Raw genomic sequence first — 26,165 nt, forward strand, 5'->3', positions numbered from 1 at the left:
TTATGCAGCGTGCTGCAGCAGCTTCGATGCAGCAATGTATTTCACATCAGGACTGTACATGAACAGGCAGGAGCCGTTCTGTATCTTGCTGATGATCTTTTTATGCAGCGCCACGGGAACTGCAGGGCAGCCAAGGCTTCTGCCAATGTAACCCTGCCTGCGGCCGAGCTTTTCATTCACATAATCCGCCGCATGCATCACAATACCTCTGTCCATGGCGTTGTTGTTGATGCCATCCTCTTCGCCTTCAAGCCTGAGCGAATACCCATGCTGGCCGCGATAGGTGTTGCCGGTCACGTAAAAACCGAGGCTGCTTTTGAAACTCTCGGGAGAGTTCGAAAAATCCGTGGCCATATTCTTACCGGAGTTCCGGCCGTGGCTCACCAGCGAATTGAACAGCAGCTTGCCCGAAGCAATATCTATCACGAACAGGCGCTTCTGCGTGGAAGGCAGGCTGAAGTCCACGATAGATAATATATCGTCATTGCGCAGCTTTCCTTCTTTCAAAAGGCGGTCGTAACCCATAATGGCATACTCATACGCTTCACGGGAAAGCCCCAGGGAATCCAGTGAAAGATGCTCATACAAAGCAGCTGTAGCGGAAACAACAGGAGCAATAGCTACCGGCGCGGTCACACCGCTGTTTTTCTTACCGATCGAGGATACTTTGAGACTAAACAGTGAAGTCAATGCCAGGAAAGGGAGTATGTATCTTTTTTTGCTAATACGTAAATTCATCCACTTCATTTCTTTCTTTTAACAAAAACGGTTTTTCAATAATGGTTGTTGCGAGCACAAAGATACGAAAAATATTACATGGGTATTGTTGTTACAATCATCGAATTGTCTAATTCCAGTCAAAAATGTTCTATTGAAAATCAATTCTTTGTAAACGTCAGGAACTCGGCGCTGCTGGCGTTGTCGTCCGTAAGTTTGATCTCGCGGTCTGTGAGGGAGATCACCATCCAGTCGTCCGTGAGTTCGCCTAATGGTTTATTTGCATCTGTTTTCGGCCCGAAATCAATGGAAAAGCGGGTGCTGGTGCTGTTCAGCGACCAGCTGCCGGATTTGCTCACGCCTTGTTTCACGGCAGAAGCGCTGCCATTGCCTGCAAACGTGAACGTATACCCCGAAAAATCGCCGGTTTCATCGTTTCCCCGTTCTGAAAAGTGGCTCACGCGCCAGGTGCCGGCGGTTACGGCGTCCGGGTTATTATCGCTGCTGGAAGAGCATGCGGTGAAGAGCGCCAGGAATAACAGGCTGAAGGACACAAGCTGCTTCATAAAAGTGGAGGTTGATTTACCGGTTATACGCAAAATGTGGGCGGGTGGTTGCCATGTCGAGGTTGCTTATAATCCTCTTGATAATATAATCAGTAATGGCCGTCACTGCGTAAAAAAACCGTCATTGCGAGAAGCGGAGGGGGGGTTGTGCTTGGGGCTCCTCGCAATGACGGAATTCCTTGCCATGACGGGCCTGCAAATATTTTATTCCTTCGACACCTCCAGTTCCAGGTTCGGCATGCCCATCTCGTCGTGCGGCGTGAGCGGGCGGGCCAGCTTCCAGCTTACGGGGTAATATTTCCCTTTCTCCATCTGCACTGCGGGCAATGTTTTGCGGTAATACACCTGCGGTACGGCGTAATCGATATTAAAAGGAAGCGAGCGTTTGAAATGATTGAAAAGCTTTACCACCAGCTGGTTCTTCCCTTCCGAAAGCGGCAGCAGCACATAATGGACGATGCTGTCTTTTTTGTAAGGATTATTCTGGATGAAAAGGTTCTTCCCGTTCAGGAATACCATCACCGCATCGCCGCTGGTTACCTTCACCAGCAGCTGCTGCCGGCGCGGGGAGGTGATCTCCTGCAAAACGTAATAACCTGTCATCAAACCTGCGGGCAGCTGGTAGCTTGTGCCGTTCTTATATTCAGCATGTTTCACCCAGGGCTTCCCGTTGTTGCCGGGCCAGGGTTTGCCCGGGTCGAGCGCGTGAAGATCGCCATGGGAGCCGCCTACGCCGGAAAACAGCGGGCCTTGCAGGTAGAGCTCGCTGAATTGTATGGCGCCAGGATCGTTATTTAATTTTATTTCTTCGCCGTTGTTCAGATCTACTTCGCTGGTATTTGCGCCCAGCTGCAATGTTATTTTCTTTCCTTTTTCTTCCGCCGCGTAAGTCAGCACCGGCTTGTAAGTGCCACTGCGGGCGGGCGCCAGCGTCCAGGCGTTTTGAATGGTGCTGGTGAAGCTTGTATTATAATCTACGGTCGCGTTGCTGAAATATTTAAATGCGTTGTCATTATTCAATACTACAGGCTTGTCCAGCTGTTGGATATTCACCGGCGGAACGGTATATCCACCGGGTATTTCCAGCACGATCACTTTAAACCACCGGTTTACATCCAGCCCGGCGGGTACCTGCACAGTTATGCCGGCCGCGGTGGCGCTGGTTTTCACCGGCGTTTTATCTTCCAGGAAATATGCTTTAGCGATCTTTCCTTTCAGGCCCGGCAGCAGGATGGTGTTGTTCTCAGGCTGCGTCATTACATGCAGGTAGAGTTTGTTTTCCTTACTGGTAATACTTCCCCAGCCGAAGGGCACATGGAAAGGATCGGGCTGTGTGCCGTAGATGGCTTCGCTGTTCTTTTTGAGCCAATCGCCGATGGCCAGCAGCGTTTCTTCTTCAAAAGGCACTACGGTGCCATCGCCTTTGGGACCAATGTTCAGCAGGAAGTTGCCGCCGCGGGAAGCTACCCGTACCAGGCTGGTGAGCTTTTCCCGTTCTTTTGCACGGATGTCACCCCGCTCCTGCCAGGAACGGTAGCCCCAGGTTTCATGGAAGAACGATGCGGGGCTCTGCCAGGGCACGCCGATGATGTAGTCGGGCTCCTGGTTGTCGCCCATCACGGTGAAGTCGCCCATATTGTTGCCAATGCGGCTGCCGATGAGGCAATCGGGCTGAAGGCGGTGCACCAGTTCGCGCATTTCCCGGCTTTGCTCCAGGGTCATGCTGCCCATGTCGAACCAAAGCTCGGATACGGGGCCGTATTTGCTGAGCAGTTCCGTTACCTGGTTTTTATTGTAGGTATGATGATCGGGCGGGATGGAATCCGAGTTGTGACCTGAAATAGGCATGGCCGCGGGGAAATGCCAGTCTATGAGCGAAAAGTATAGTCCAAACGCAACGCCATGGCGCTTGCAGGCTTCAGACAGTTCTTTGAGGATATCTCTTTTATAGGGTGTGGCGTCCATGATGTCGAAAGTGGTAAAGGCACAGTCCCAGAGCGCGAAGCCGTCGTGGTGCTTGGAGGTGATCACGATGGAGCCCATGCCGGCGTTCTTCGCCAGGATGGCGATGCTGTCCGGGTTCCATTTTTCCGGGTTGAAGGTGGCGGCTACTTCTTCGTAGGTATCGCTGTACAGGCCGGCTGAGTGCGCCCTGATCTGTTCGCTGAGGCCGCGGCTGACGGGCTTATCCTCCCATACCCCGCCCAGTTTTGAGTACACCCCGAAGTGAATGAACATGGAGTATTTGCGGTCTTTCCATTTCTGCATGGCAGCCGGGCTGATCTGCGCCGAAGCGCCGGAATATGCCAGGAGGCAGGCCGCCATGATATACAATATCCTTTTCATCTGTTCAAGGTATTAAAAGATTTTTAAAATTGCTTATCTTCAGCCTGTATCAACTACAACTGTTCGACTGAGATGATGAGTGTGAATGAGCATAACCATTGTTCTTACCGTACAGCTTGCAGGGATGCCGGCGCTAAAGAACTATACCATAGCCAGGAAATACGTGCACAACAAATGAATACGAGCGCCACGCTGCACCCTGCGATTTTAACATTCAATGCCGGCGTTTGCATGGCAGCCGCAAGATGATTGCAGCATCCGCGGAACCGGAACGGTACAATTTACCGGGGAGGGTTTCGTTTAAGGCTTGCGCTCTCTATCTTGCGCGAAAGAACATCATGATGGGGTATTTTTCAGACAAAGTGGTGTGGATCACCGGCGCATCATCAGGATTAGGAGCGGAGCTGGCCAGGCAGCTTTCCCGCGAGGGCGCCAGGCTGATACTTACCGGGAGGAACGCCGCTGCGCTGGAAGCAGTGCGGCAGCAATGCGAAACACCTTGCCAACTGCTGCCTGCAGACCTTGAAAAGGATGCTACGCCTGCGCTGGCAGCTGCTGCGATGGCGGCTTTCAACCAGGTGGATATCCTGGTCAATAATGCCGGCATTACGCAACGGGCCCTGGCGGAAGACACGCTGCCGGAAGTGGAGCGCAGGCTGATGGAGATCAATTTTTTTGCGCCGGTAATGCTCACCCGCCAGCTTTTACCGCATTTCCGCGAACGGAAAAGCGGGCAGGTGGTGGTGATCAGCAGCATGGCCGGCCTGATGGGCTTTCCGCTCAGAACCACCTATGCCGCCTCCAAACATGCGCTGAAAGGCTATTTCGAGACCCTGCAGGTGGAACATACCATTCCCGGGTTCCATATCACCATCGTAAGCCCGGGACGTGTGAACACGCCTATTTCCCTGAGCGCAGTGACCGCCTCCGGCGCCGCACATAACCAGATGGACGAAGGACAGGCAAACGGCATCCCCGTGGCAGACTGCGCCGCGAGGATACTGAAGGCAATGAGAAGAAAAGAGAAACACGTGATCATCGCCAGGAGCGAAAGAGTGCTCTGGTGGTTGCGCAAAAACATCAGCCCTTTGTACTATACCATTGCCCGGAAAGCCGGGATGAAACAATCATAATCCTTTATTATGGCATATATCACAGGAATACAGCAAATCGGGATCGGCGTGAAGAACGTGCGCGAATCCATGTTAGGGTATAAGGACCACTTCGGTATGAACGTGCTCATTTTCGACGACACGTCCGAAGCCGCCCTGATGACGCCTTACACAGGAGGCACCGTATATCGCCGCAGGGCAGTACTTTCCCTGAATATGCAAGGCGGCGGGGGCTTCGAGATCTGGCAGTTCCAGGACAGGCAGCCCGCAGAACCTTTACAGAAGCCGCAATACGGCGATCTCGGCATTTATGCCGCCAAGATCAAGTGCCGCGACCTCGCCGCTGCGCGCAGGCACCTGCTCCAGTATGAAGGCCTGCAGGTAGGCGAGCCCTACAAAGACGCGGAAGGCCACATGCGCTTCCTGGTAACGGATGCCAATAACAACCACTTCGAATTCGTGCCCGGCCATCATTGGTTCCACAACAACAGCGGTGTTTGCGGCGGCGTGTCTGGCGCGGTGATCGGCGTGCGGGATATGGATAAGGCTGTCCGTTTCTACCGCGACATCCTGGGCATCCGCGACATGATCTACGACGAAACCACGCCCTCCTTCCGGAAAGTGTTGCTGCGCAAGCATCCCGGCGGCATCGGCGCGTTCAACAAGCTGCTGGGTTCCGCTGAAATAGAGCTGGTGCAGGCCCTGGACCGCGAGCCGGTGAAGATCTACGACAACCGCTTCTGGGGCGACTGCGGTTTCATCCACCTTTGTTTCGACGTGATCAATATGTGCGCGCTGAAAGAGCATGCTAACGCACATGGTTATACTTTTTCTATTGACAGTGAAGATTCCTTCGCGATGGAAAGCGCGGCGGGCCGCTTCTGTTATATTGAAGACCCGGACGGCACGCTGATCGAGCTGGTGGAAACGCATAAGGTTCCCCTGTTCAAGAAGTGGGGACTGTACCTGAACCTGAAGAAACGGTCGCTGGAGAAGCCGCTGCCGGATTGGATGATCCGCATGCTGTCACTCAGCCGTGTGAAATAAACGATATTCTTTATAGGCCCATGCGGTGAAAGGCAACAGCGGCAACGCGAGCCAGCCCCATGGGCCTGTTGTTGATACCAGTAGTAACGTGACCGCCAGTACGAAAAGAGGATAGGTCAGCATCAGCAGGCAAAACACTACTGAATCGTAGAATACCGTATTCTTCGTTTTTTTCCTTGCAAAGTTCCGCCAGCAAACATAGAACCAGCGCTGCGTTATATACCCGAGCAGCGCGGGCAGGACCAGCAGGATGGAATGGCCTTTGCGGGTGGCGGCAGGCTGCATACCGGCCTGCAGGCGGTTGTACAGCATTTCGTTCAGTTCCCTCACGTTATTTACATCTCCTTTCCTGATCTGTTCCCCGAATGTTACCTCGATGTGTTTCGGCACGGCGGTAAACGAGCTGTAGTTGATGGATACCGGCTGGATCATGAGATCGTCCAGCCCGGGCTCTTCCCAGGCGCTGAAGCTCAGCCTGGCCGTGCCTTTTTTCAGCGGGCGGACGTTGTGTTCGTTCACGCAAATACCTTCCGGGAATATAAGGATGCAGCCGTTTTGCCGGAGCACATGCAGGGAGAGGTTGAAAGTTTCTTCGTTGCGCTGGAGGTTTTCTTTTCCTTCGCTCAGCCTGAAGATGGGGATCATGTGCATGGCCCTCAGCAGCGAGGCCACGCGCGGTTTGCGGAAGGCGTCGCCGCGGGCGAGGAAGTGCAGGCTGCGCGGCATGTAGGCTCCCATCACGATGGCGTCCAGGAAAGAATTGGGGTGGGTGCAGGCCAGGATGCAGGGCGCGTTGCCGCCTTTGTAACGGAACGTGATCTTCCCGCAATAACACCATAAAGCCAGCCTGGCCCAGATTTTCAGCAATGCATACAACAAGTTCGGATCAGGTTTTACTGCCTGTTTACCGGCGAAATTCACATGACGCTGACCGGTAAACGAAATGATTGATTAGTCCGGTTGTAATATCGCTCAATGTTTTCCTGAAAACAAGCCCTCGGGAGCCAAAATTGTGCTAAAATGAGGGAATGCCCGCGGGGCGGGTATCCTGGCGGACAGTTCCTCACAGTGATGATCTCCTAATCCCTGTAATTACTAAGAAAAGGCGTCCAGTCGAAAGGCTGGAAGCGGATGGTGTCAAACTCGGGCAGGCCCAGTCTTTGGAGGATGCCGCGGATGCCTTTTTTGCCGCCGAAATCCCCGCGGTACCAGCCCATGAAAGCAGGCAGGAAGATCGCGCCGGGCGTTTGCCGGGCTTCTTCTTCGAGGTGGCTTTTCATGGCGAGGTTCAGCTGTTCGTCTATCCGCGCATCGTCGTAATAATCGATCGGGGGACAGCTCCTGGCGCCGTAGTTCAGCGCAAAATGGATCCGATGGTCCAGGCGGCTTACGCGGGTTTCTTTTTCAAACTTACCCGGCGACAGTTTTAACAACTCCCCGTTCCTGAATGTGAACGTGCCCCTGCGCAGGATGCCGTGTTCGATATCATCGAGGCTGAGGGCATGGCCGGCTACAGTGATGAGCTTCCTGCGGAAAAATGCGGCCCTGTCGCGATACAGGGCGCTGTTGCCCTGCAGTGCAATCTGTGCGGCAGCATTATATATATTGATCCAGAAGGTCTTTTTCAACCGGTCTGAATCCAGCTGCTGTACCAGCTCTTCGCGGCTTAAGGTGGAAAGCGCCTCCAGCTGCGCATCTACGGGGTTGCCGGTGCGGGCGGCAAAAAGCAGTTCCTGTGAAAGCGGGATCAATGCGTCCTGCGCTTCGTTAATGTATTCGTGGCTGCTCAGCACTGTGTAACAAACGAGATATGGCTTGATGAGATGTTGCATCGTACTACATACGTATTTAAGGGGTGAACCAGATGTTTTTTTGGGGCGTTTGCGTAAAGTTACATTTTACAAACGCGACGTCCAACCTGGTGCGTGGATAACTTATCCACCAATTGAAATAAAAGTTTCTGCATCCCGTCCATCCTGCACATCACCTGCCGCAGGCTTTCCTCTTCCTTCGATTTGTTTTCACCTTTAATGAGCCCCAGCAGGTCGTCGGGCCCGAACGAATAAAAGTTCTCAAGAGTAAGCCCGTATATCGCCAGTATGTCTTCCACCCTGCCCATCGGTATCTTCCTGGTACGGCCCCTTTCCAGGTCTATATAAGCAGAGGTGGAGATCCCTATTTTCCGGGCGACGTATTCCTGGGTGTACCCGTGCAGTATCCGGATGTAATACAATTTTTTACCGGTGCAGTCTTTCATATCAGATTAGAATTTAATTGGTTAACAGAATTAATTTATCGCGCCTAAGTTCTGCCATCCTGTTTTCAGTATTTCACAACTGTGAAAAAAATGGCGTTGGTGAATGATGATGCGAAGTTCTGTTATCCGGTTTTTCTAATACTTCACAAATGTGAAAAAATTTCACGCCGCTCCTTCCTGATCCTGCTAATGGTTCCCGGGCTGACGCCCAGGTAGGAGGCGATAAAATTGAGCGGGACCCGGGCTAACAAATCCGGGTGGTTCTTCTCCAGCTTGGCATATTTCTCTTCTGCTTTATCCATACGCAAAGAGAATGCCCTTTCTTCCATCTGGATATAGTATTTCTGGGTCAGCTCCCGCCCGATAAAATTGAATTCCGGGTATTTCCGGTAAACCGCTTGCAGGGATTCGTAGGAAAGGCCTATGCAGACCGTATCTTCCAGCGCTTCGATCACTTCCCTGCTGGGCGCCTGTTCAAAAAAACTCTGCACTGTAATAATGATATCTCCTTCTTTCATGAACCACGACGTAACACCACGGCCCTTTTCGGTGATGTAATACGCCCGCGCCAGCCCGCAGCCTGCAAAATAACAATACCTGCAAAGCTGCCCGTGCCCGAGGATGATGCTGCCTTTCCGGAACTTTACCACTTCCGAAAGCCGCACGATCTCTTCTTCCACTTCTTTTTTAATGGGATATATCTGCCTGAAATATCCGAACATTCTCTCGTACAATACCACTGATAATTCTTCAGACGGCAACTTCCATAATTCGGGTCTATTAGTGCTCATTGCCCCCGGGTTAAAAGGTTGATAAAGGAATATGGCCGGTTAACAGTGGGTTCAGGCAAATATAAGGAAAGAAGCGGATGAATTACAGCTATCCTTGTTATTCATACTTGTTTGCGCTATCAGGCATATGCTTTGAATGATGATCATTGAACCAAAACAATTTCCATGATCCAGAGAGACGGTCATTGTACCAGCTTATGGCAGGACAGTGGCCATTCCTACAAGCCAGCCCCTCTCAGGAATGTGCAGCAGTACGACGTGATCATTGCGGGCGGGGGCATTACCGGCATCAGTACTGCGCTGCTGCTGGCGGAGCGGGGCAAGCGCTGCCTGGTGCTGGAAGCCCGCGAACTGTGCTTCGGCACTACCGGCGGCACTACCGCGCATATCAATACTTTGCTGGATACGCCTTATAAGACAATAGCAAAGAACTTCGGGAAAGAGAACGCCAAAGCCGTGGCACAGGCCGTGAGAGACGCGCTACAGCTGATAAAAAGCAATATTTCGCGGTTAGGTATCGACTGTGGATTTTCCGAAGCAGATGCGTATTTGTTTGCACAAAACGACGCGCAGGATAAAGAACTGGAACAGCTGTTGGCCGCCACCAAAGAGGCGGGGCTTGAAGCGGACCTGGTGGATGATATACCGGTTCCCATTCCATTTACCACTGCCATGCGTGCAAAAGAACAGGGGAAATTTCACCCGGTGAAATATGTGTTCGGCCTGGCCCGAGCTTTTGAAGCGCTGGGTGGCGGTATCATCCAGCAAACGCGGGTAACCGGCGTAGAGAACAACGATGATGGCGTGATCGTGGAAACTGACCAGGGCCGTTTTGCAGCCGGCGAACTTATTTACGCCACGCACATTCCGCCGGGCGTGAACCTGCTTCACCTGCGCTGCGTGCCTTACCGAAGCTACGCCATGGCCGTTCAGCTGGAAGATGGCGCTTATCCTGAAGACCTGAGTTATGATATGGAAGACCCGTATCATTATTACCGTACGCAGGTCGTGAAAGGCCAGCCTTACCTGATCGCCGGCGGTAAAGATCATAAAACAGGCGAAGCGGAAAATGCCAACGCGCATTTCCTGCAGCTGGAAAGCCATATCCGCAAATATTTCCCCGTGAAAGAGATCAGCTACCGGTGGTCTTCACAATTTTTTGAACCGGCAGACGGCATTCCTTACATCGGGCATTTGCCGGGGCAGCAGGAGCGTATTTATGTGGCTACCGGCTTCGGTGGTAATGGCATGATATACAGCAGCGTGGCGGCCATTCTTCTCCGCGACCTGGTGTGCACGGGCATTGCGCAATATGAAAAGCTGTTCAGCCCGAACCGGCTGAAGCCTGTGGCTGGGTTCACCAATTTCATCAGTCATAATGCGGACCTGGTGAAGCAGTTTGCCATGAAGCTGTTCACCCGTGAAGACCTTGCGCTGCTGGCCGACCTGGCGCCGGGTGAAGCAAAGGTAGTGGCCTACGAGGGTGACAAGATAGCGGTGTACAAAGGCGAGAACGGCGCCATTCACGCTGTGAGCCCGAGCTGCACGCACCTGCAATGCGAGGTGAAGTGGAACAATGCAGAGCTGTCGTGGGACTGCCCCTGCCATGGCGCGCGGTATGATGCTGCGGGCAGGGTGCTGAACGGGCCTGCGTCTATGAACCTGGAAGAAGTAATGATCAGCAAGGAGGCAGAACATGCTAAGTAATAAAATTGCCCGGGCAAAGCCGGCGCGCCCGAAAGCAAAAGCTGCCGGGAAGAAGGCTGCTGCGAAAAAAACGCCGGCAACTGCGAAGAAGGGCACTGCAAAGAAAACCATTGCCCTGACGGCAGCCGTGAAAAAGGCGCCCACGGGCCCGTTCCCGGGAAATGCCCAGCCGATGCTGGCTACGCTGGTAGATAAGCCTTTCGACCGGGAAGGCTGGCTGTATGAAATAAAATGGGATGGTTACCGCGCCCTCGCTTTCATGCGCAAAAATGAAGTGGAGCTGAAGTCGCGAAACAACAAATCCTTCAATGAAAAATTCTATCCTGTATATGCAGCCGTGCAGGATTGGGGCATACAGGCCGTGGTGGATGGAGAGATCGTAGTGGTGAACGACAAAGGCACGGCTAACTTTTCCGCCCTCCAGCAATGGCGCAGCGAGGCAGACGGCGAGTTGCTGTATTTCGTATTCGACCTGCTCTGGTACGAAGGCAAAGACCTGCGAAACCTGCCGCTCACCGAACGGCGGGATCAGCTGAAAAAAATTGTTCCACCGAAAGGGCTCATCCGCCTGAGCCATGACTTTGAGACCTCCGGCACTGAAATGCTGCGCGTGGCGCAGGAGATGGGGCTGGAAGGAATTATTGCCAAGAAGGCGGACAGCCTTTACCATAGCGGTGAGCGGACGAAGGAGTGGCTGAAGATCAAATCCTCTCGGCGGCAGGAAGTAGTGATCGGCGGCTATACGAAGAATGAAGATTCGGCCAAACCTTTCAGCGCGCTGCTGGTGGGCGTTTTCGAAGATGGAAAGCTGGAATACACCGGGAAGGTCGGTACCGGTTTTGGCCTTCAGCAGCAAAAAGAAATGCTGCAACAGTTCAAGCCGCTGCTGGTAAAGAAAAGCCCGTTCACCACTGAGCCTGATATCAACAAGCCTTCCCGCTTCAGGCCTAACCCGCCCAAGGCAAAGGCATTCTGGCTGAAGCCGGTTACTGTTGCGGAAGTGAGTTTCGCAGAAATGACGCCGGACGGCGTGATGCGGCATCCTTCCTTCGAGGGGTTGCGCGAAGACAAAAAAGCGGTGGCCGTTGTGCTGGAAGAGCCGCTTCCTGTTTCAAAGATCGTTTCTCCCATGGCAGGCGTCGTTCCTCCCGGGGAAAGCAGCCGCAAAACGTTGCTGAACCCTACGGACGAAACGCAGGTGCGCAAGGTGAACGGCCAGCAGCTGAAATTCACCAATCTCAGTAAAATTTACTGGCCGAAAGAAAAGATCACCAAACGGGACCTCATCAATTATTATTACCGCATTGCGCCTTTCATATTGCCTTACCTTAAGAACAGGCCGCAGTCGCTGAACCGCCATCCTGACGGCATTGAGGGCGAAAGTTTTTACCAGAAGGACGTGACCGGCAAAGTGCCTGCCTGGATAGAGAAATATCCTTATCAAACGGACGATGGTGCGAAGAAAAATTTCATGCTCGCCACCAACGAAGCCAGCCTGCTTTACATGGCAGGCCTTGGCTGCATAGAACTGAATCCCTGGAGCAGCACTATCCAGAAGCCGGACCATCCTACCTGGTGCATCATTGACCTTGACCCGGCCAAACAATCCTTTGACCAGGTGATACAGGCCGCGCAAGTGACCAAAGCCGTGCTGGATGACATGGAAGTATCTTGTTACTGCAAGACCAGCGGTTCCACCGGTTTGCATATTTACATCCCGCTTGGCGCGAAATATACTTACGAGCAATCGAAGGAATTTGCCCGCATCATTGTGACGCTTGTTCACCGGGAGATCCCGCGCTTTACGAGTATTGAGCGGCAGGTGAGCAACCGTGGCGGCAAAATGTATCTTGATTTTTTACAGAACCGTCCGCATGCTACGTTGGCTGCGCCTTACTCCATGCGGCCTAAGCCAGGGGCCACAGTATCTATGCCGCTGGAATGGGACGAGGTGAAGAAAGGGTTGAAGATGAAAGATTTTAATATTTTCAATGCGGCAGAGCGGGCTGAGAGTATTGGAGATATATTTAAACCTGTGCTGGGCGCGGGGATTGCATTGCAGAAAGTCATTTCAAAATACAGGTCAAAAAATGGATAAAGTTCTCCAGGCAGTAAGGGACTTCGCGGACAAAGCGCACGGCAGTCAAACCCGGAAGTATTCGCCGGAGCGGTACATTGTGCACCCGGTGCGGGTGATGGAGACCTGCCGGGAATATACCGCTGATACAGCGATCCTCGCGGCGGCTTTGCTGCATGATGTGGTGGAAGATACGCCGGTTACGGCTCAGCAGGTGCTTCAGTTCCTTGAATCCGTCATGGATAAAGATACAGCTTCCCGTACTCTTAGTTACGTTACAGAGCTGACGGACGTTTTCACCAAAGCCGCATACCCCCGCCTCAACCGCCGGATGCGGAAAGCCAGGGAACTGGAGCGGCTGGTTTCAACGTCTCCCGAATCGCAGACCATCAAGTATGCGGATATTATTGATAATGCGAAAGACGTGGTAGAGCATGACCCGGATTTTGCGAAGGTGTTTTTGATGGAGTACAGGGCGGTGTTGAAGAGGCTGGATAAGGGAATAGACGATCTGAGGGTGAGGGCGGTTTCATTGGTGGAAGAGGGATTGGAAAACGGTGATTTGTAATTCATATGAACACGCAGCCTTTCCATATCAATATCGATCAGGCCGTACTGGATGACCTGCAACGCCGCATCCATCAGACCCGCTGGCCTGATGCTCCCAGCCTGTCTAACTTAAAAGACCTGGTTGCTTATTGGGCGGACGGTTTCGATTGGAGAAAGACGGAAACCGCTGTAAATGCTTATCCCCAGTTCATCACGGAGATCGACGGTTATAAGATCCATTACCTGCATATCAAAAGCGCGGCTGCCGGTGCGATGCCGGTCATTATCAGTCATGGCTGGCCGGGTTCTTTTATAGAAATGCTGAAAGTGATCCCGCTGCTGGATGATTTTCACCTGGTGATCCCTTCGCTGTTAGGTTTTGGCTTCTCGGACAAACGTGGCGGCAGTACTTCGCTGATGGCAGAGCTTTGGGTGAAACTTATGATTCAGCTGGGTTACGAACGTTTTATTGCGCAGGGCGGGGATTTCGGCGCTACGATTTCTACGCGCATGGCGATGAAATACCCGCAAAACCTGGCAGGGCTGCATCTCAATTATATTCCTTTCAATTACCGGCCTTATTTCCCTTCAGGTGCGGAGCCGGGCGCAGCACAGGAAAAATTCTTTAAAGCAGAGGGCGCCTATTCGCAGGTACAGGCTACCAAGCCAGGGGTATTGTCCTGCGGGTTAAATGATTCCCCGGTTGGCCTTTGCGCCTGGATCCTTGAGATATTTAAAAGTTTTTCCGATCCTTCAGCGTCATTAGACCAGCTTTTTGACAGGGATCAGCTGCTTTCACATATTACTTTGTATTGGGTGACGCAGTGCGTTTATTCTTCCATGTTGTTGTATAGCGAAAAAGAAGGGCTGGATTTTGGGCCGGAGGATTTTATTGAAGTGCCCGTGGGCGTGGCGAAGTATCCTTTCCCGGATAGTTTCCCGAAGAGGGCGTTCGTGGAGAGGGGGTATAACGTGGTGTATTGGAAGGAGAAGGAGGTTGGTGGGCATTTTGCGGGGATGGAGGTGCCGGAGGTGTTTGCGGGGGATTTTAGGGCGTTTGTGCAGGAAATTTTGTTGCATTTGCAACATTTTTAAAAATTGGCGTGGTGTAATTTTAGGAAAATTTCACGCATGCATTTTTTGTACCCCCCTGGCTTCAACAGCACCGACATCCAGCCCCCATATGAACAAGGGTTCCTGCTGCCTTATGCAAGCGCCCGCCATGTGACAGGCCCCTTCGGCGACCTTTTTACCCAGGCCATTTACGAAGAGCAATATTACATTGACTTACAGGTTGCATTCAGTAAAGAGCCTTTTATATTCACCGCCGTTCGCGAACGGCAGTCTACAGTGCTGCTGTATGTATTCCAGGGTGATATTGCGCTGGTGAACGAACGCGGCAGGAAACGAAAACTGGAAGATTTTTCCTGCTATATTGCTTATCTGCCCCAAGGGCATTATACCGTGGAAGTAGGCACGGGCATACATTGGGCCGTGCAGATCGAATTTCCTCCATTCGCGCTTTTCCAACTGGCCAAGTACTTCGAGATATTCATGCTTTGGAATCTTGCTGACAGGGACTCCCGCGCCGATGCGCTTCTCTATATATCCGAAACCAGCAACAAAGTGTCTGACACGATCAGGAATTTATTGCACTGCCCGCTGGCAGCTGAAGAAAGGACACTGTTCCAGATGGGCCGGATCATGGACCTGTTGGTATTCCTGGCCGAAGATATTACCGCTTTGTATAAGGATTCAGCCGGCGCACTGAAATTTACTCCCGATGATATCAAAGCAGTACAATATGCGCTGGACCTGCAAGCCGATCCCGAAAACACCGTCACACTCTATGAACTCGCCCGCACGGTGAATATGCATCCCAGGAAACTCACTGAAGGTTTCAGGCTGCTGAAGGGTAAAACCTCCCGCGAACTGGCCACAGAGGCCAGGATAGAAAAAGCGAAGAAGCTGCTCAGTGAAACACGGATGCAGATTTCGGAGATCGCGTATGAAACAGGTTATTGTAACAGTTCCGCGTTAATCAGGGCTTTTAAGCGCAGTGTGGGCATATCGCCCTCAACATACCGTAAATGAACACCGGAGTACTAGTACCTCCGGCGTTTTTTACGGCCTTGCCCTGTTAGAGCTCCAGTTCCGCGCTGGTTTGATTACCCGGCAGGTCGCTGGCCGTTACCTTTGCTTTAGCCGCCGCGGGCTGGGCTTTGGCGAGGGTGTAGGTCCAGGTATCTGCGCTTTCCGCGGATGCCGTGGCCGGGCCGTCTTCGAGGGTGTTCCCTGTTTCATCCATGATCTGGACATGCACGGACTGGACTTTGAAGTCGTCCGTTGCGTGGATGCGGATCGTGTCTCCGGGGGAGCCGCTGAAGTTTTGGGCTTCGGCTTTTTGGATGGTTGGAGGCTTGAAGTAGTCCGCCAGTGCCAGGTTGTACGGCGTTTGTGCTGCATTTGCTTTGGCGGCATACGCTGCCTTCGTAGCAGAATTTGCCAGTGCCGCTTTCGCGTAAGCGGTTGCTTCCTGGAACCTGGTTCTTACTTCTTGCTGTGATGCTGTGGGATTGTCTGCCTGGAATACCGGCGGCAAGCTGATGATTGTTTTGCCTGCCCGTTGCCTGAATACCAACTCATCTCCCAGGGCGCCACTGGCGCCGCGCATGATTGAATTACGGTTTTGTTTCATAAAATTTAGTTTTTAAAAGGTGAAAAAATTTTGTTTCTACTGTAACTCGTGGATCCTTTCGTTACGATGACAAAGTTGGGGCATTGCGCGGCGGGAGGATTTATCGGATCGGAAAAAAAGTATACCGAATTGGAAAATCCGGTGAGGTGTGTATTATTTTAACTTATGGCTTAGGTGAAGGATGGATATAGGATAGATAAAGGATAGTTATAGGATAGGGCTTAAAGATGTGGGGTAAAATAGTATTACTAGTTTGTTGGTTAACTGAATTTGATTCTGTCTGTGAGGGCGTTGAAATATTCCGGGCTCCAGATATTGAGTACTGTGTCGTCAGGAATGAACCTGACAATATCTTCCCGGATGGCATCAAAGGAAACCGCGCTGATCTTTTCTTTTAGTAGTTGGATTACATCGTCCTGAGTGATAGTATCGGCGATCCAGTCGCCGGTATCTTGCGCTCGGAGAAGGAAATGGGCCAGGTCCAGGGGTACTCCTTTTTTTACGTACCATTCCAGGTCATACCAATCGCGGCCTTTCACCCGCTGTTTCCAGTTCCGGAACAGTAGCGCATGCATTTTTCCCGCGAACAGGCTGGGCAATGTAAAACACTTTACATAAAACGAAAACGGGCGCAGCAGTAGTTTTTCTTCGGTCTCAAATCCCAGCGGCGGTTTCCTGTCCACTTCCAGTTTGATCTTAATTCCCGGTGAAACCTGCACGCCAGCCTGCGGGATAATACCATCCAGCACCAGTTCCTTCCAAACCGTCTCCGATTTAAGGAATGCAGATTCGATATTAGACTGGATGGATTTCTTCTTTTCTTTAATTGATACCGTCATTCCCACAGCTTCGAATTCAGTTACGATGCCTTCAAAATAAGGCTCCAGGGAAAAATCCGGGTCAACTTCCAGCAGTGAAAAATCCAGGTCTTCAGAAAACCTGTCAAGGCCGTAAAAGATCCGCAATGCCGTGCCGCCGTAAAAAGCGGCTTTTTCGAAGAAGCCGGTTCTTTGCAAGCCCGCCAGTGCAACCTCCTGCATGATTTCTCTTAAGGCAGCCTCGGCTTGCTCTTTGTTTTGCGGGTTATAGGTTTGTATCCATTCTTTGATCATAAGTTCTTCAGTGTTTTTACGAGCATGTCTAAACTGCTTTTTTTGGGGGCATCGTTGACCCAGGAGTTCATTTCATCCAGGTTCAGCTTTCGCAGGGAATCTTCGTCTATCCGTAAGTCGTCGGTCAGAAATTCCCGCGCCTGTTTTACACTTCGGAGATAGATGCCGGATGTCATGACGATTTTATCGCAAAGGGCTTTTTCAGGCGAGGCGATTAAAACCACCTGCCTGGGTGTGAGCGATACACTCCGAATGCCAAATGCATAATAAGGCAAAGCGGCATGGGCATATGTGAATCTGCCTACTGACGTTTTATAGGTTTGGGCAGGCTTGATTGTTATAGAACTAACCTCGTATACTCTTTCAGGAATGAAGCCCCAGAAAGAAAGAGCAGATTCCAGGGATACATAACTTGGCCCCCGGAGGTGGTTGGCCAGCAGGAAAGGCTCGGGCTTAGCGATATTTATCTTAGCACCGGGAATGTAAAGTCCCTTTTTTACGGCGATGAGTTCACCGCTTTTAACCAATTCATTGATCTTGTCGTTAGGGCGTTTGTATTCTCGTAGTAAATCCATCATTAGTTGCCTTGTTAAAGGCTCTTCTGCATATTCTTGGACGCTGTCTCGGAAAGTCATTCTGCTGAAAATTTACATGAAAATCGGATTTTTTCCGATTATTGGCAAATAATTTAGCATAAAACTAGTAGAATTTGTGGTGCTATTATTGAAAATATATTGATTGTCGAATTGAATTTATTACACTAGATAGCAATAATATAAACTAATAATTAATCATTTACATATAATATAACTTGATGTTCAATTTGAGCGTAGGCCATGTTCCAAACTCTTATTATATTACTTCCCAATTTGAAGTTACCATCGCTAAGTAAAGCATCTTGAAGATCTTACGTCCCTTTTAATCCATGCGTACCCAGATGGTTGTTCCTTTTAAATAAATAGAATAAAAACAGTTTCGGCCAATATATTTTAGCTATGACCTTTCAGAAAATCCTCGAAAAATATAGGAAGATATCTTATTCCGAACGCGATAAAGGTGAGCGTTTCGAACGTCTTATGCAGGCTTATCTTCTCACAGACCCCCAATATGTATATCAATTCAAAAAGGTTTGGCTCTGGAATGAATTTCCGGGCAAAGACGATCTGGGCGGAGGTGATACAGGCATAGACCTGGTGGCGCTTACTCATCAGAACGAATATTGGGCTATTCAATGTAAATGTTTTGCGGAGAATGCGATAATAGACAAACCTACCGTGGATAGTTTCCTTTCCACTTCCAGCCGGGAGTTTAAAGGGGAGGATTTTAAAACTACACGCTTCTCACAACGACTTTGGATCTCTACGACTAACAATTGGGGGACTAATGCTACCGAGGCGATTAAAAATCAACATCCTCCGGTAACGCGTATCAATCTGCATGACCTTGCAGATGCTCCCGTTGACTGGGAAAAACTGGAACAAGGCATTCATGGCGAAAAAGGAAGGACAGAAAAGAAAAAAGTTTTTCCGCATGTTTTGGAAGTGCGCGACAAAGTGCACGCTTATTTCAAGGAAAATGAAAGAGGAAAACTGATCATGGCCTGCGGTACTGGTAAAACTATGACCTCTTTAAAAATTGCTGAGAAAGAAACCAATCATAAAGGCAACATCTTATTTCTCGTTCCTTCCATTGCTTTAGTTGGTCAAACATTGCGCGAATGGACCTCACAGGCCGATGAGCCTATTAACGCCATTTGTATTTGTTCAGATCCTGAAATCTCCAGGAAGAAAAGTAAGGATGATGAAGACCTTACCAGCACTGTTGATCTGGCCTGGCCCGCCTCCACCGATCCTGATTACGTGCTTAGGCAATTCCAGCATTACAAACATGTAAAGGAGAAAGGAATGACGGTAGTGTTCTCAACCTACCAATCCATAGAAGTAATAGCCAAAGCTCAAAAGGTACTGCTGAAAAACGGATTTCCTGAATTTGATCTGATCATTTGCGATGAAGCGCACCGTACTACGGGTTACACTATTCCCGGCACTGAGGATTCAGCTTTCGTAAGAGTACACAACGCGGATTTTATCAAAGCGAAAAAGCGCTTGTATATGACAGCCACTCCCCGTTTGTACGATGTAGACACGCAATCCAAAGCAGCAAAGAATAATACGCCGCTCTGGTCAATGGATAATGAAGAGCACTTTGGAAAAGAAATTCATCGTATTGGTTTTGGCGAAGCTGTTGAAAAAGGTTTGCTCACCGATTACAAAGTGATCATCCTTACATTGAATGACAAGGATGTGCCGCCCGCGGTGCAAAAGATGATTGCCAAAGGCGAATCTGAAATTAAGACAGATGACCTGACTAAACTGATTGGAAGTGTTAATGCTCTTTCCAAACAATTCCTGGGCAACCAAGCTATAAAAGTAGAAGGCGATGAATTACCCATGAAACGGGCAGTTGCTTTCTGTGGAAATGTTTCCAATTCAAAAAATATTTCTTTGACATATAATCAGGCGTCAGAAAATTACCTGGAATCATTGCCTGAAGATAAACGTAGCAAAATGGTGACCGTGCAGGCCCAACACATGGATGGCTCCATGGCGGCTCCGCAACGCGACCAGATGCTTTCCTGGCTCAAGGAAGAAACACCGGGCAACGAATGCCGCATCATCACCAACGTAAAAGTGTTGAGCGAAGGGGTGGATGTCCCTTCCCTGGATGCGGTACTATTTCTATCGGCTAAAAACTCTCAGGTAGATGTCGTGCAGTCTGTTGGTCGCGTAATGCGCAGGGCTCCCGGCAAAAGATACGGCTACATTGTTATTCCGGTTGTTGTGCCTTCAGATGTAGAACCAGAACGTGCATTGGATGATAATGAGCGCTACAAAGTGGTTTGGACCGTGCTCAATGCATTGCGTGCGCATGATGACCGTTTTAATGCCACGGTTAATAAAATTGAACTCAATAAAAAGCGCCCGAATCAAATACTAGTAGGTGGAACTGAAGTCTCTTTTGATGAAAACGGAACGCCCATTGAAAAAGACCGAAGTGGTGCAGACCATAGCGATCAAACAAAAGAAATAGGCCGGCAGATAGCCTTGCAATTTGAGCAACTACAGAATGTCGTCTTTGCCCGCATGGTAGAAAAAGTAGGGGACCGTGGGTATTGGGATAAATGGGCGAAAGATGTGGCCCAAATTGCCGAACGGCAAATGGAACGCATTACCTACCTGATCACTGAAAAGAAAGACCAGCGGGATGCTTTTAATAAATTCCTGGAAGGCTTACAAAAGAACATTAACCCCAGCATCAACCAGGAACAGGCCGTGGAAATGCTTGCTCAGCACATCATTACCCAGCCTATTTTCGATGCACTGTTTGAAGGTTACTCTTTTGTAAAAACCAACGCTGTTTCCATTGCTATGCAAAGCATGATGGACGCGCTGGAAACCGGGAGCAACCTCGCCGAGCAGGACGAAACCCTGCAAAAATTCTACGACTCCGTACGAAAACGTGCCGAGGGTATAGACAATGCTGAAGGCAAACAACGCATCATTATTGAGTTGTACGATAAATTCTTTAAAATCGCCTTCCCGAAAATGGTGGAGCGTTTGGGCATTGTGTACACGCCTCTGGAAGTAGTAGATTTCATCATCCATTCAGTTAACGATATCCTGAAAAAAGAATTTGGCCGCAGCATTAGCGACGAGAATATCCACATACTCGATCCCTTTACCGGCACCGGCACCTTTGTGACCCGCTTGCTGCAAAGTGGCTTAATAGAGGGAAAGGACCTGGAACGAAAATATAAACATGAGCTGCATGCCAATGAAATTGTATTGCTGGCGTATTACATTGCTGCCATTAATATAGAAAACGCTTATCATGACGCCACACCCGATCCGTATGATGGTATTGGGAAGGCCAATTACACGCCTTTTGAGGGTATTGTACTCACCGATACCTTTCAATTAGGTGAAACTGAAGACGGGGAGAAACTCTTTTCTGAAATGTTTTCGCAAAACTCCGAACGTGTAAAACGTCAAAAGAAAGCACCACTTAGAATAATAATGGGGAATCCGCCATATTCTATCGGGCAGAAATCTGCAAATGATAATGCTCAAAATCAGGATTATCCTAAGTTAGACCAACGTATAGCGGATACGTATGCCAAACTATCTGACGCCGGCCTGAACAAATCTTTATATGATGCATACATAAAGGCATTCAGATGGAGTACAGACCGTTTAGATAAAACAGGAGGTATTATATGTTTTGTATCAAATGGGGCTTGGTTGGATGGAAATAGTACCGATGGTTTTCGCAAATCTCTTGAAAAAGAGTTTTCCTCCGTATATGTATTCAACTTAAGAGGCAATCAACGCACTAGCGGGGAACTAAGTCGTAAAGAAGGTGGTAAAATATTTGGCAGTGGCAGCCGCACCCCTATTTCCATCACCTTATTGGTAAAGAATCCGGATGTAAAAGGGGAAAAAGCCGCAATCTTTTACCGCGACATTGGCGATTACCTCAATCGCGAAGAAAAACTGAGAATTGTCAATGACTTAAAAACTATTACCAATTCGCAACTGGAACTAGAAACATTGCACCCTAATGAACATGGAGATTGGATCAGTGTCAGGAATGATAATTTCAGTTCGTATTTGCCATTAGAGCCAGAAAAAAAGTTTGACATTAAAGCAGAATCAATTTTCAATACGTATGCAGTTGGTATAAATACTGCTAGAGACGCTTGGGTTTACAACTTTTCAGGTTATTCGATCAAAGCCAATATGGGGAGAACAATTATGTTCTATAATCAGATGCTAATGAATTATGAAGTCAGCTTAAAAAACAATCCAAACGTCGAAATTGAGGGATTTATAGATAATGACGATAAGAAAATTAGCTGGTCAGTAAATCTAAAAAGAGATTTTGCAAAACGAGTAAAAAAAACATTTGAAGATAGCGAGATAAAAGAAGCAATTTATCGGCCATTTGAAAAATTAAATTTGTATTATGAACGTTCATTTATTGAGCGCCCAAGTATATTTTCTCAGTTATTACCAGAAGCTCATTCAGAAAATAAATTTATTGTAGTAACAGGAGCAAGTGCTAGTAAAAAATTTTCAGTAATAATAACAAAAAACTTAACAAGTTTCGATACCATTGAAAAGGCTCAATGCTTTCCCTATTACTACTATGAAGAAAATAACGCTGCTCAAAAAGGCTTGTTTGATGAGGATAACAGACAGCAATACATCCGCAAGGACGCTATAAGTGACTTCATTTTGGAACGAGCCAAAAAACAATATGGCAAAAATGTAATCAAAGAAGACATATTCTACTATGTATATGGCTTCCTGCACAGCAAAGAATACAGAGAAACCTTCGCTAACGATCTAAAGAAGATGTTGCCCCGCCTGCCATTGGTAGATGATGTCCGGGATTTCTGGGCATTTAGCAATGCTGGTCGCAAACTGGCAGAACTGCATTTGAATTATGAAACCGTTGTCCCATATCCTGAAGCAATAGTTACGGGTGATGATAGTGCCTTTTATACTGTGGACAAGATGCGTTTCCCTAAAAAAGGTCAAACCGATACCATCATTTACAATAGTCGTATAACTATCTCTAACATTCCCACAAAAGCTTATGAGTATGTAATAAACGGAAAGTCGGCTATTGAGTGGATTATGGAACGTTATCGGGTAACCACCTATAATGACAGCGGCATCACCAACAACCCCAACGACTGGGCAACTGAACACAACCAGCCACGATACATTTTAGATTTACTGTTGAGCATCATAAATGTCAGTGTCCAAACGGTAGATATAGTCGGGAGTTTGCCCAAACTACAATTTGACGTTTCCGATCAGGCTGAAACTGTTACCGTTCCGAAGGCTGCTGAATTTATTCCATCTGAAGCTCCCTCTTCCAACGTAGTTCCTTTATATAATCTGAAAGCAGCAGCAACCAATTTTGACGAACGGCCAGAGGTCGAAGTAAATAGATGGGTTCCATTACCCGCTCATATTAAGCCGTCTAAAGATCTTTTCGCCTTCGAAGTAGTTGGGGAGTCTATGAACAAGATCATTCCCAATGGATCAATTTGTTTATTTAGAAGATATGACGGCGGTTCGCGGAATGGAAAAATTGTTCTGGTACGGTATAATGGTCTCCCTGCTGAAGATGTAGAAAAAGGCTATACGATAAAAGAATATAGAAGTACGAAGCAAATTAACGAGGATCAATGGAACCATGAGTCAATTATATTACGCCCGTTATCGTCGGATCCTTCGTTTCAGGATATTGTACTGGTGAATGATCCATCTATAGACTTTAAAGTATTGGGTATTTTTGAAATGGTGTTACCTACAAACTGACAAAAGATAGCGGACGATACATGCGTGTCCATTTGCTAATTTTCTTTTAGGAACAAAACGGATAGATAGACTGCATTTTATTCAATACCAAAGATTATGCCCATACCCGACTATCAAACCATCATGCTACCCCTCCTAAAGCTTTTGGCAGACGGCAAAGAATATGTATTCAAGAATGTCATTCAAAAGCTAAGCATACAATTCGAATTGACGGAAGATGATCTGAACCAACTCCTGCCCAGCGGGCAGTCATTCATTTTTGACAACCGCGTTGGCTGGGCAAGAACATATTTAAAGAAAGCCGGACTTTTGGCTTCTCCCAAAAGAGGTATGATAGTTATTACACCAAGAGGTATCGACATCTTGAGTAAAAACCCGGCAAAAATCGACAACACCTTATTGAAGCAATTCCCCGAGTTCCTGGAATTTCAAAATTTAAAACGGGAAAATACAGGGTCGGCTTTACCAATAGAAAACTCCCAGGCGGAAAAACAAACGCCTGAGGAAGTCATCGATGACGCCTACCAAAATATCCGTCAATCACTCGCTCTGGAACTGATCGACACGATCCGCGGCATTTCACCTGCATTCTTTGAACGGTTGGTAGTAGAATTATTAGTGAAAATGGGATACGGCGGCTCTATTAAAGATGCGGGAAAAGCTATCGGAAAAACAGGGGACGAAGGCATAGACGGCACTATCAAAGAGGATAAACTAGGCCTGGATATCATCTACATCCAGGCGAAAAGATGGCAAGCCGGTAACATCGTGGGAAGACCAGAATTGCATAAGTTTGTCGGGGCATTAGCCGGTCAGGGAGCAAAGAAAGGAATATTTATCACTACATCATCCTTCTCGAAAGACGCTTTGAATTATTCCCCTAAGAACGAAACCAAGATCGTATTAATCGACGGTGTTCAATTAGCCCAATTAATGATCGATCATAACCTGGGTGTTTCTTTGCAACGTTCGTATGAGATCAAACGATTGGATAATGATTATTTTGAAGAGAGCTAATTCTATACCCAGGCATTTTAGAATAAATGCTTTTTTAATCGGCATAAAAAATAAAGACAAGACCGCTGCCCTGCGGCTTTTCTTATACCCCTCTCCGGCTTCTACATTATTTCCGCCCACCCCATCCCTCAATCTGTCCACTTCCCCGAAAACCCTTTCCCCTCCCGCTGGTTTCGCCCCACCTTTGTTTCACCAAACACATAAAACCAGCGATCATGAATTTAAAAACAACACAGATCATTTATTGGACAGGCGCAATATTAACCTCACTCTGGTTCGGCGCCAGCGGCTTTTTTGAATTGACAAAAAATCCAATTGTATGGGATATCACCGAGCAGCTGGGTTATCCGCCGCACTTCATTTATATCCTGGGCGTAGCTAAACTCTCGGGGATTGCAGTACTGTTAACGCCTAACAGGCTGCTGAGGTTAAAAGAGTGGGTGTTCGCAGGGATATTTTTCGACATCATTTTCGCCTTCTTCTCAAAATTAAGCGTGCTGGAACCGGCATCCGCGGTAGACGCTGTGGTGGCGTTCGCAATGGTAAGCGTTACTTACGCGATGTTCAGGAAGTTGTACCCGGCTGATTATAGCAGGCTGGTTTGACAAGCAAATAAGTGAGGAAGCCCTGCAGAATTGCAGGGCTTCCTAGCTTTTGTGCCTCCTCCGAAACACCCGCGCAAACCCATGAAACACCAACACAAACGGATTATAACTCACAAACCCCTCCGTAATCCCATACCGCACCTTCTCCGTCTCCGGCTGGTAAGTACCAAACACCCTGTCCCACAGCATCAGCACGCCGCCGAAATTCTTATCGATATAAATGGGATTGCAGCCATGATGTACGCGGTGGGCGGAAGGCGTGTCTATAATGCCTTCCAGCTTCCCGAGCTTGCCAACGGCTTCGGTGTGCATCAGGAATTGGTAGAGGAGGTTCAGTCCTACGGATAAGGCGATCATCAGCGGGGGGAAGCCCAGCAGCGCCATGGGGACATAGAAAAACGGGGTCACGGCGGCAGAGAACCAGTTGATGCGGTACGAGGTGGTCAGGTTCATCCAGGGGCTGGAATGATGGGTGAGATGAAAGGCCCATAGCGGCTTCCAGGCGTGCGATGCGCGGTGGAACCAGTAGTAAACGAAATCGCTCAGTACAAAGGTGGCGGCGAATAACCACAGGCCGGGTTCAAAATCAAATACCCGGTAACGGTAGGCCCAGCTGAGCAGGCCTATCTGCCAGCTGGCAAACAGCAGCTTGGATAACTGGAAACCAGCCATGATACCCAGGTTGGCCAGCGTGTCCTTTACCTGGTAAACCTTCTTGTCGTGGCGCCAGCTCCATATCATTTCCGCGATCACCAGGATCAGCAGCAGGCCGGCTATCCATAGCTTGTAAGATGATCTTTCCATTTTATACTATTTATAGATCACAGTTTTCCTGACCACGACCCTTGCCGGGCGGACTACAACGGGCACAGGTCTTACGACTACAGGGCGTACCGCCACAACAGGACGCGGAGCAACCACCACCCGGTACGCCGGGCGCTTCACAATTACAGTCTGCGCCTTGGCTGCAAAGACGGGAAAGCTCAATGCCGCCACCAGGGGAATAATTAGTTTTTTCATGATCTTCATTTTTTAATGTTTACCAAAACTACCACAGCAGGCATTGATAAAAGGATGCAAACACCATGAAAAGGACAAATCGAATGTTGAAAGAACACGCACTTTTGCCGCGCTCATATGCTTTATTGTCCGCTTCATGCCTGGTTTAA

22 protein-coding genes are annotated in these 26,165 nt (G+C 49.0%); 10 read left to right on the forward strand and 12 right to left on the reverse strand.

The window, feature by feature from the left end:
• The 3 genes from R3I13_RS05100 to R3I13_RS05110 form a co-directional block, all read right to left on the reverse strand.
• The gene (locus tag R3I13_RS05100) at nt 1-738 is read right to left on the reverse strand and encodes a murein L,D-transpeptidase catalytic domain family protein (protein ID WP_346316847.1); all 738 of its coding nucleotides are present in this window, start codon (nt 736-738) and stop codon (nt 1-3) included.
• 140 nt (nt 739-878) lie between these two features.
• On the reverse strand, nt 879-1,283 hold the full coding sequence (locus tag R3I13_RS05105; protein WP_346316848.1) for a hypothetical protein: 405 nt from the start codon (nt 1,281-1,283) through the stop codon (nt 879-881).
• Between the two features lie 204 nt (nt 1,284-1,487).
• Nucleotides 1,488-3,629: an alpha-L-fucosidase gene (locus R3I13_RS05110; protein WP_346316849.1), complete on the reverse strand. Its 2,142-nt coding sequence runs from the start codon at nt 3,627-3,629 to the stop codon at nt 1,488-1,490.
• A 338-nt stretch (nt 3,630-3,967) separates the two neighbouring features.
• Here R3I13_RS05110 and R3I13_RS05115 point away from each other — a divergent pair, with 338 nt between their 5' ends.
• On the forward strand, nt 3,968-4,762 hold the full coding sequence (locus R3I13_RS05115) for an SDR family oxidoreductase (RefSeq protein ID WP_346316850.1): 795 nt from the start codon (nt 3,968-3,970) through the stop codon (nt 4,760-4,762).
• A 9-nt stretch (nt 4,763-4,771) separates the two neighbouring features.
• On the forward strand, nt 4,772-5,788 hold the full coding sequence (locus R3I13_RS05120; RefSeq protein WP_346316851.1) for a VOC family protein: 1,017 nt from the start codon (nt 4,772-4,774) through the stop codon (nt 5,786-5,788).
• Here R3I13_RS05120 and R3I13_RS05125 read toward each other — a convergent pair.
• The 4 genes from R3I13_RS05125 to R3I13_RS05140 form a co-directional block, all read right to left on the reverse strand.
• Nucleotides 5,768-6,667: a 1-acyl-sn-glycerol-3-phosphate acyltransferase gene (locus tag R3I13_RS05125; RefSeq protein ID WP_346316852.1), complete on the reverse strand. Its 900-nt coding sequence runs from the start codon at nt 6,665-6,667 to the stop codon at nt 5,768-5,770. The two genes, R3I13_RS05120 and R3I13_RS05125, sit on opposite strands and share 21 nt — an antisense overlap.
• 200 nt (nt 6,668-6,867) lie before the next feature.
• Nucleotides 6,868-7,620, reverse strand: coding sequence for a DUF547 domain-containing protein (locus R3I13_RS05130; RefSeq protein WP_346316853.1), 753 nt, complete (start codon nt 7,618-7,620; stop codon nt 6,868-6,870).
• Nucleotides 7,621-7,679: 59 nt separating this feature from the next.
• Nucleotides 7,680-8,045 (reverse strand): helix-turn-helix transcriptional regulator, encoded by a 366-nt coding sequence (locus R3I13_RS05135; RefSeq protein ID WP_346316854.1) that lies wholly within the window; start codon nt 8,043-8,045, stop codon nt 7,680-7,682.
• 143 nt (nt 8,046-8,188) lie between these two features.
• Complete coding sequence (locus R3I13_RS05140) at nt 8,189-8,836, reverse strand: Crp/Fnr family transcriptional regulator (RefSeq protein ID WP_346316855.1); 648 nt, start codon at nt 8,834-8,836, stop codon at nt 8,189-8,191.
• Nucleotides 8,837-9,001: 165 nt separating this feature from the next.
• Between R3I13_RS05140 and R3I13_RS05145 the strand changes: the two genes are divergently transcribed.
• The 5 genes from R3I13_RS05145 to R3I13_RS05165 are packed head-to-tail and all read left to right on the forward strand — an operon-like array spanning nt 9,002 to nt 15,263.
• Entirely contained in the window at nt 9,002-10,543 is a 1,542-nt protein-coding gene (locus R3I13_RS05145) for an FAD-dependent oxidoreductase (protein WP_346316856.1), read from the forward strand.
• On the forward strand, nt 10,533-12,641 hold the full coding sequence (gene ligD / locus R3I13_RS05150; protein WP_346316857.1) for a DNA ligase D: 2,109 nt from the start codon (nt 10,533-10,535) through the stop codon (nt 12,639-12,641). Before R3I13_RS05145 ends, ligD begins: the two co-directional genes overlap by 11 nt.
• Nucleotides 12,634-13,188: an HD domain-containing protein gene (locus R3I13_RS05155; protein ID WP_346316858.1), complete on the forward strand. Its 555-nt coding sequence runs from the start codon at nt 12,634-12,636 to the stop codon at nt 13,186-13,188. The genes ligD and R3I13_RS05155 overlap by 8 nt, the downstream gene beginning before the upstream one ends.
• 5 nt (nt 13,189-13,193) lie before the next feature.
• Complete coding sequence (locus R3I13_RS05160; RefSeq protein ID WP_346316859.1) at nt 13,194-14,264, forward strand: epoxide hydrolase family protein; 1,071 nt, start codon at nt 13,194-13,196, stop codon at nt 14,262-14,264.
• A 36-nt stretch (nt 14,265-14,300) separates the two neighbouring features.
• Nucleotides 14,301-15,263 (forward strand): AraC family transcriptional regulator, encoded by a 963-nt coding sequence (locus R3I13_RS05165; RefSeq protein WP_346316860.1) that lies wholly within the window; start codon nt 14,301-14,303, stop codon nt 15,261-15,263.
• Nucleotides 15,264-15,309: 46 nt separating this feature from the next.
• On the opposite strand, the gene R3I13_RS05170 is transcribed toward R3I13_RS05165, so the two are convergent.
• The 3 genes from R3I13_RS05170 to R3I13_RS05180 all read right to left on the reverse strand — a co-directional run bounded on the left by R3I13_RS05170 (nt 15,310) and on the right by R3I13_RS05180 (nt 17,614).
• On the reverse strand, nt 15,310-15,867 hold the full coding sequence (locus R3I13_RS05170; RefSeq protein WP_346316861.1) for a hypothetical protein: 558 nt from the start codon (nt 15,865-15,867) through the stop codon (nt 15,310-15,312).
• 260 nt (nt 15,868-16,127) lie between these two features.
• A complete protein-coding gene (locus R3I13_RS05175) occupies nt 16,128-16,979 on the reverse strand; it encodes a nucleotidyl transferase AbiEii/AbiGii toxin family protein (RefSeq protein ID WP_346316862.1) in 852 nt (283 codons plus the stop codon).
• On the reverse strand, nt 16,976-17,614 hold the full coding sequence (locus R3I13_RS05180; RefSeq protein WP_346316863.1) for a hypothetical protein: 639 nt from the start codon (nt 17,612-17,614) through the stop codon (nt 16,976-16,978). The genes R3I13_RS05175 and R3I13_RS05180 overlap by 4 nt, the downstream gene beginning before the upstream one ends.
• Nucleotides 17,615-17,974: 360 nt before the next feature.
• Here R3I13_RS05180 and R3I13_RS05185 point away from each other — a divergent pair, with 360 nt between their 5' ends.
• The 3 genes from R3I13_RS05185 to R3I13_RS05195 all read left to right on the forward strand — a co-directional run bounded on the left by R3I13_RS05185 (nt 17,975) and on the right by R3I13_RS05195 (nt 24,996).
• Nucleotides 17,975-23,374: a type ISP restriction/modification enzyme gene (locus R3I13_RS05185; protein ID WP_346316864.1), complete on the forward strand. Its 5,400-nt coding sequence runs from the start codon at nt 17,975-17,977 to the stop codon at nt 23,372-23,374.
• 96 nt (nt 23,375-23,470) lie between these two features.
• Nucleotides 23,471-24,391, forward strand: coding sequence for a restriction endonuclease (locus R3I13_RS05190; protein ID WP_346316865.1), 921 nt, complete (start codon nt 23,471-23,473; stop codon nt 24,389-24,391).
• A 215-nt stretch (nt 24,392-24,606) separates the two neighbouring features.
• On the forward strand, nt 24,607-24,996 hold the full coding sequence (locus R3I13_RS05195; RefSeq protein WP_346316866.1) for a DoxX family protein: 390 nt from the start codon (nt 24,607-24,609) through the stop codon (nt 24,994-24,996).
• Between the two features lie 42 nt (nt 24,997-25,038).
• On the opposite strand, the gene R3I13_RS05200 is transcribed toward R3I13_RS05195, so the two are convergent.
• Both R3I13_RS05200 and R3I13_RS05205 read right to left on the reverse strand, forming a co-directional pair.
• Nucleotides 25,039-25,800: a sterol desaturase family protein gene (locus R3I13_RS05200; RefSeq protein WP_346316867.1), complete on the reverse strand. Its 762-nt coding sequence runs from the start codon at nt 25,798-25,800 to the stop codon at nt 25,039-25,041.
• A gap of 6 nt (nt 25,801-25,806) precedes the next feature.
• Nucleotides 25,807-26,025, reverse strand: coding sequence for a hypothetical protein (locus tag R3I13_RS05205; RefSeq protein ID WP_346316868.1), 219 nt, complete (start codon nt 26,023-26,025; stop codon nt 25,807-25,809).
• Nucleotides 26,026-26,165: the final 140 nt, after the last annotated feature.

The sequence above is a fragment of the Chitinophaga sp. YIM B06452 genome, from assembly GCF_039655965.1.
Classification (GTDB): domain Bacteria; phylum Bacteroidota; class Bacteroidia; order Chitinophagales; family Chitinophagaceae; genus Chitinophaga.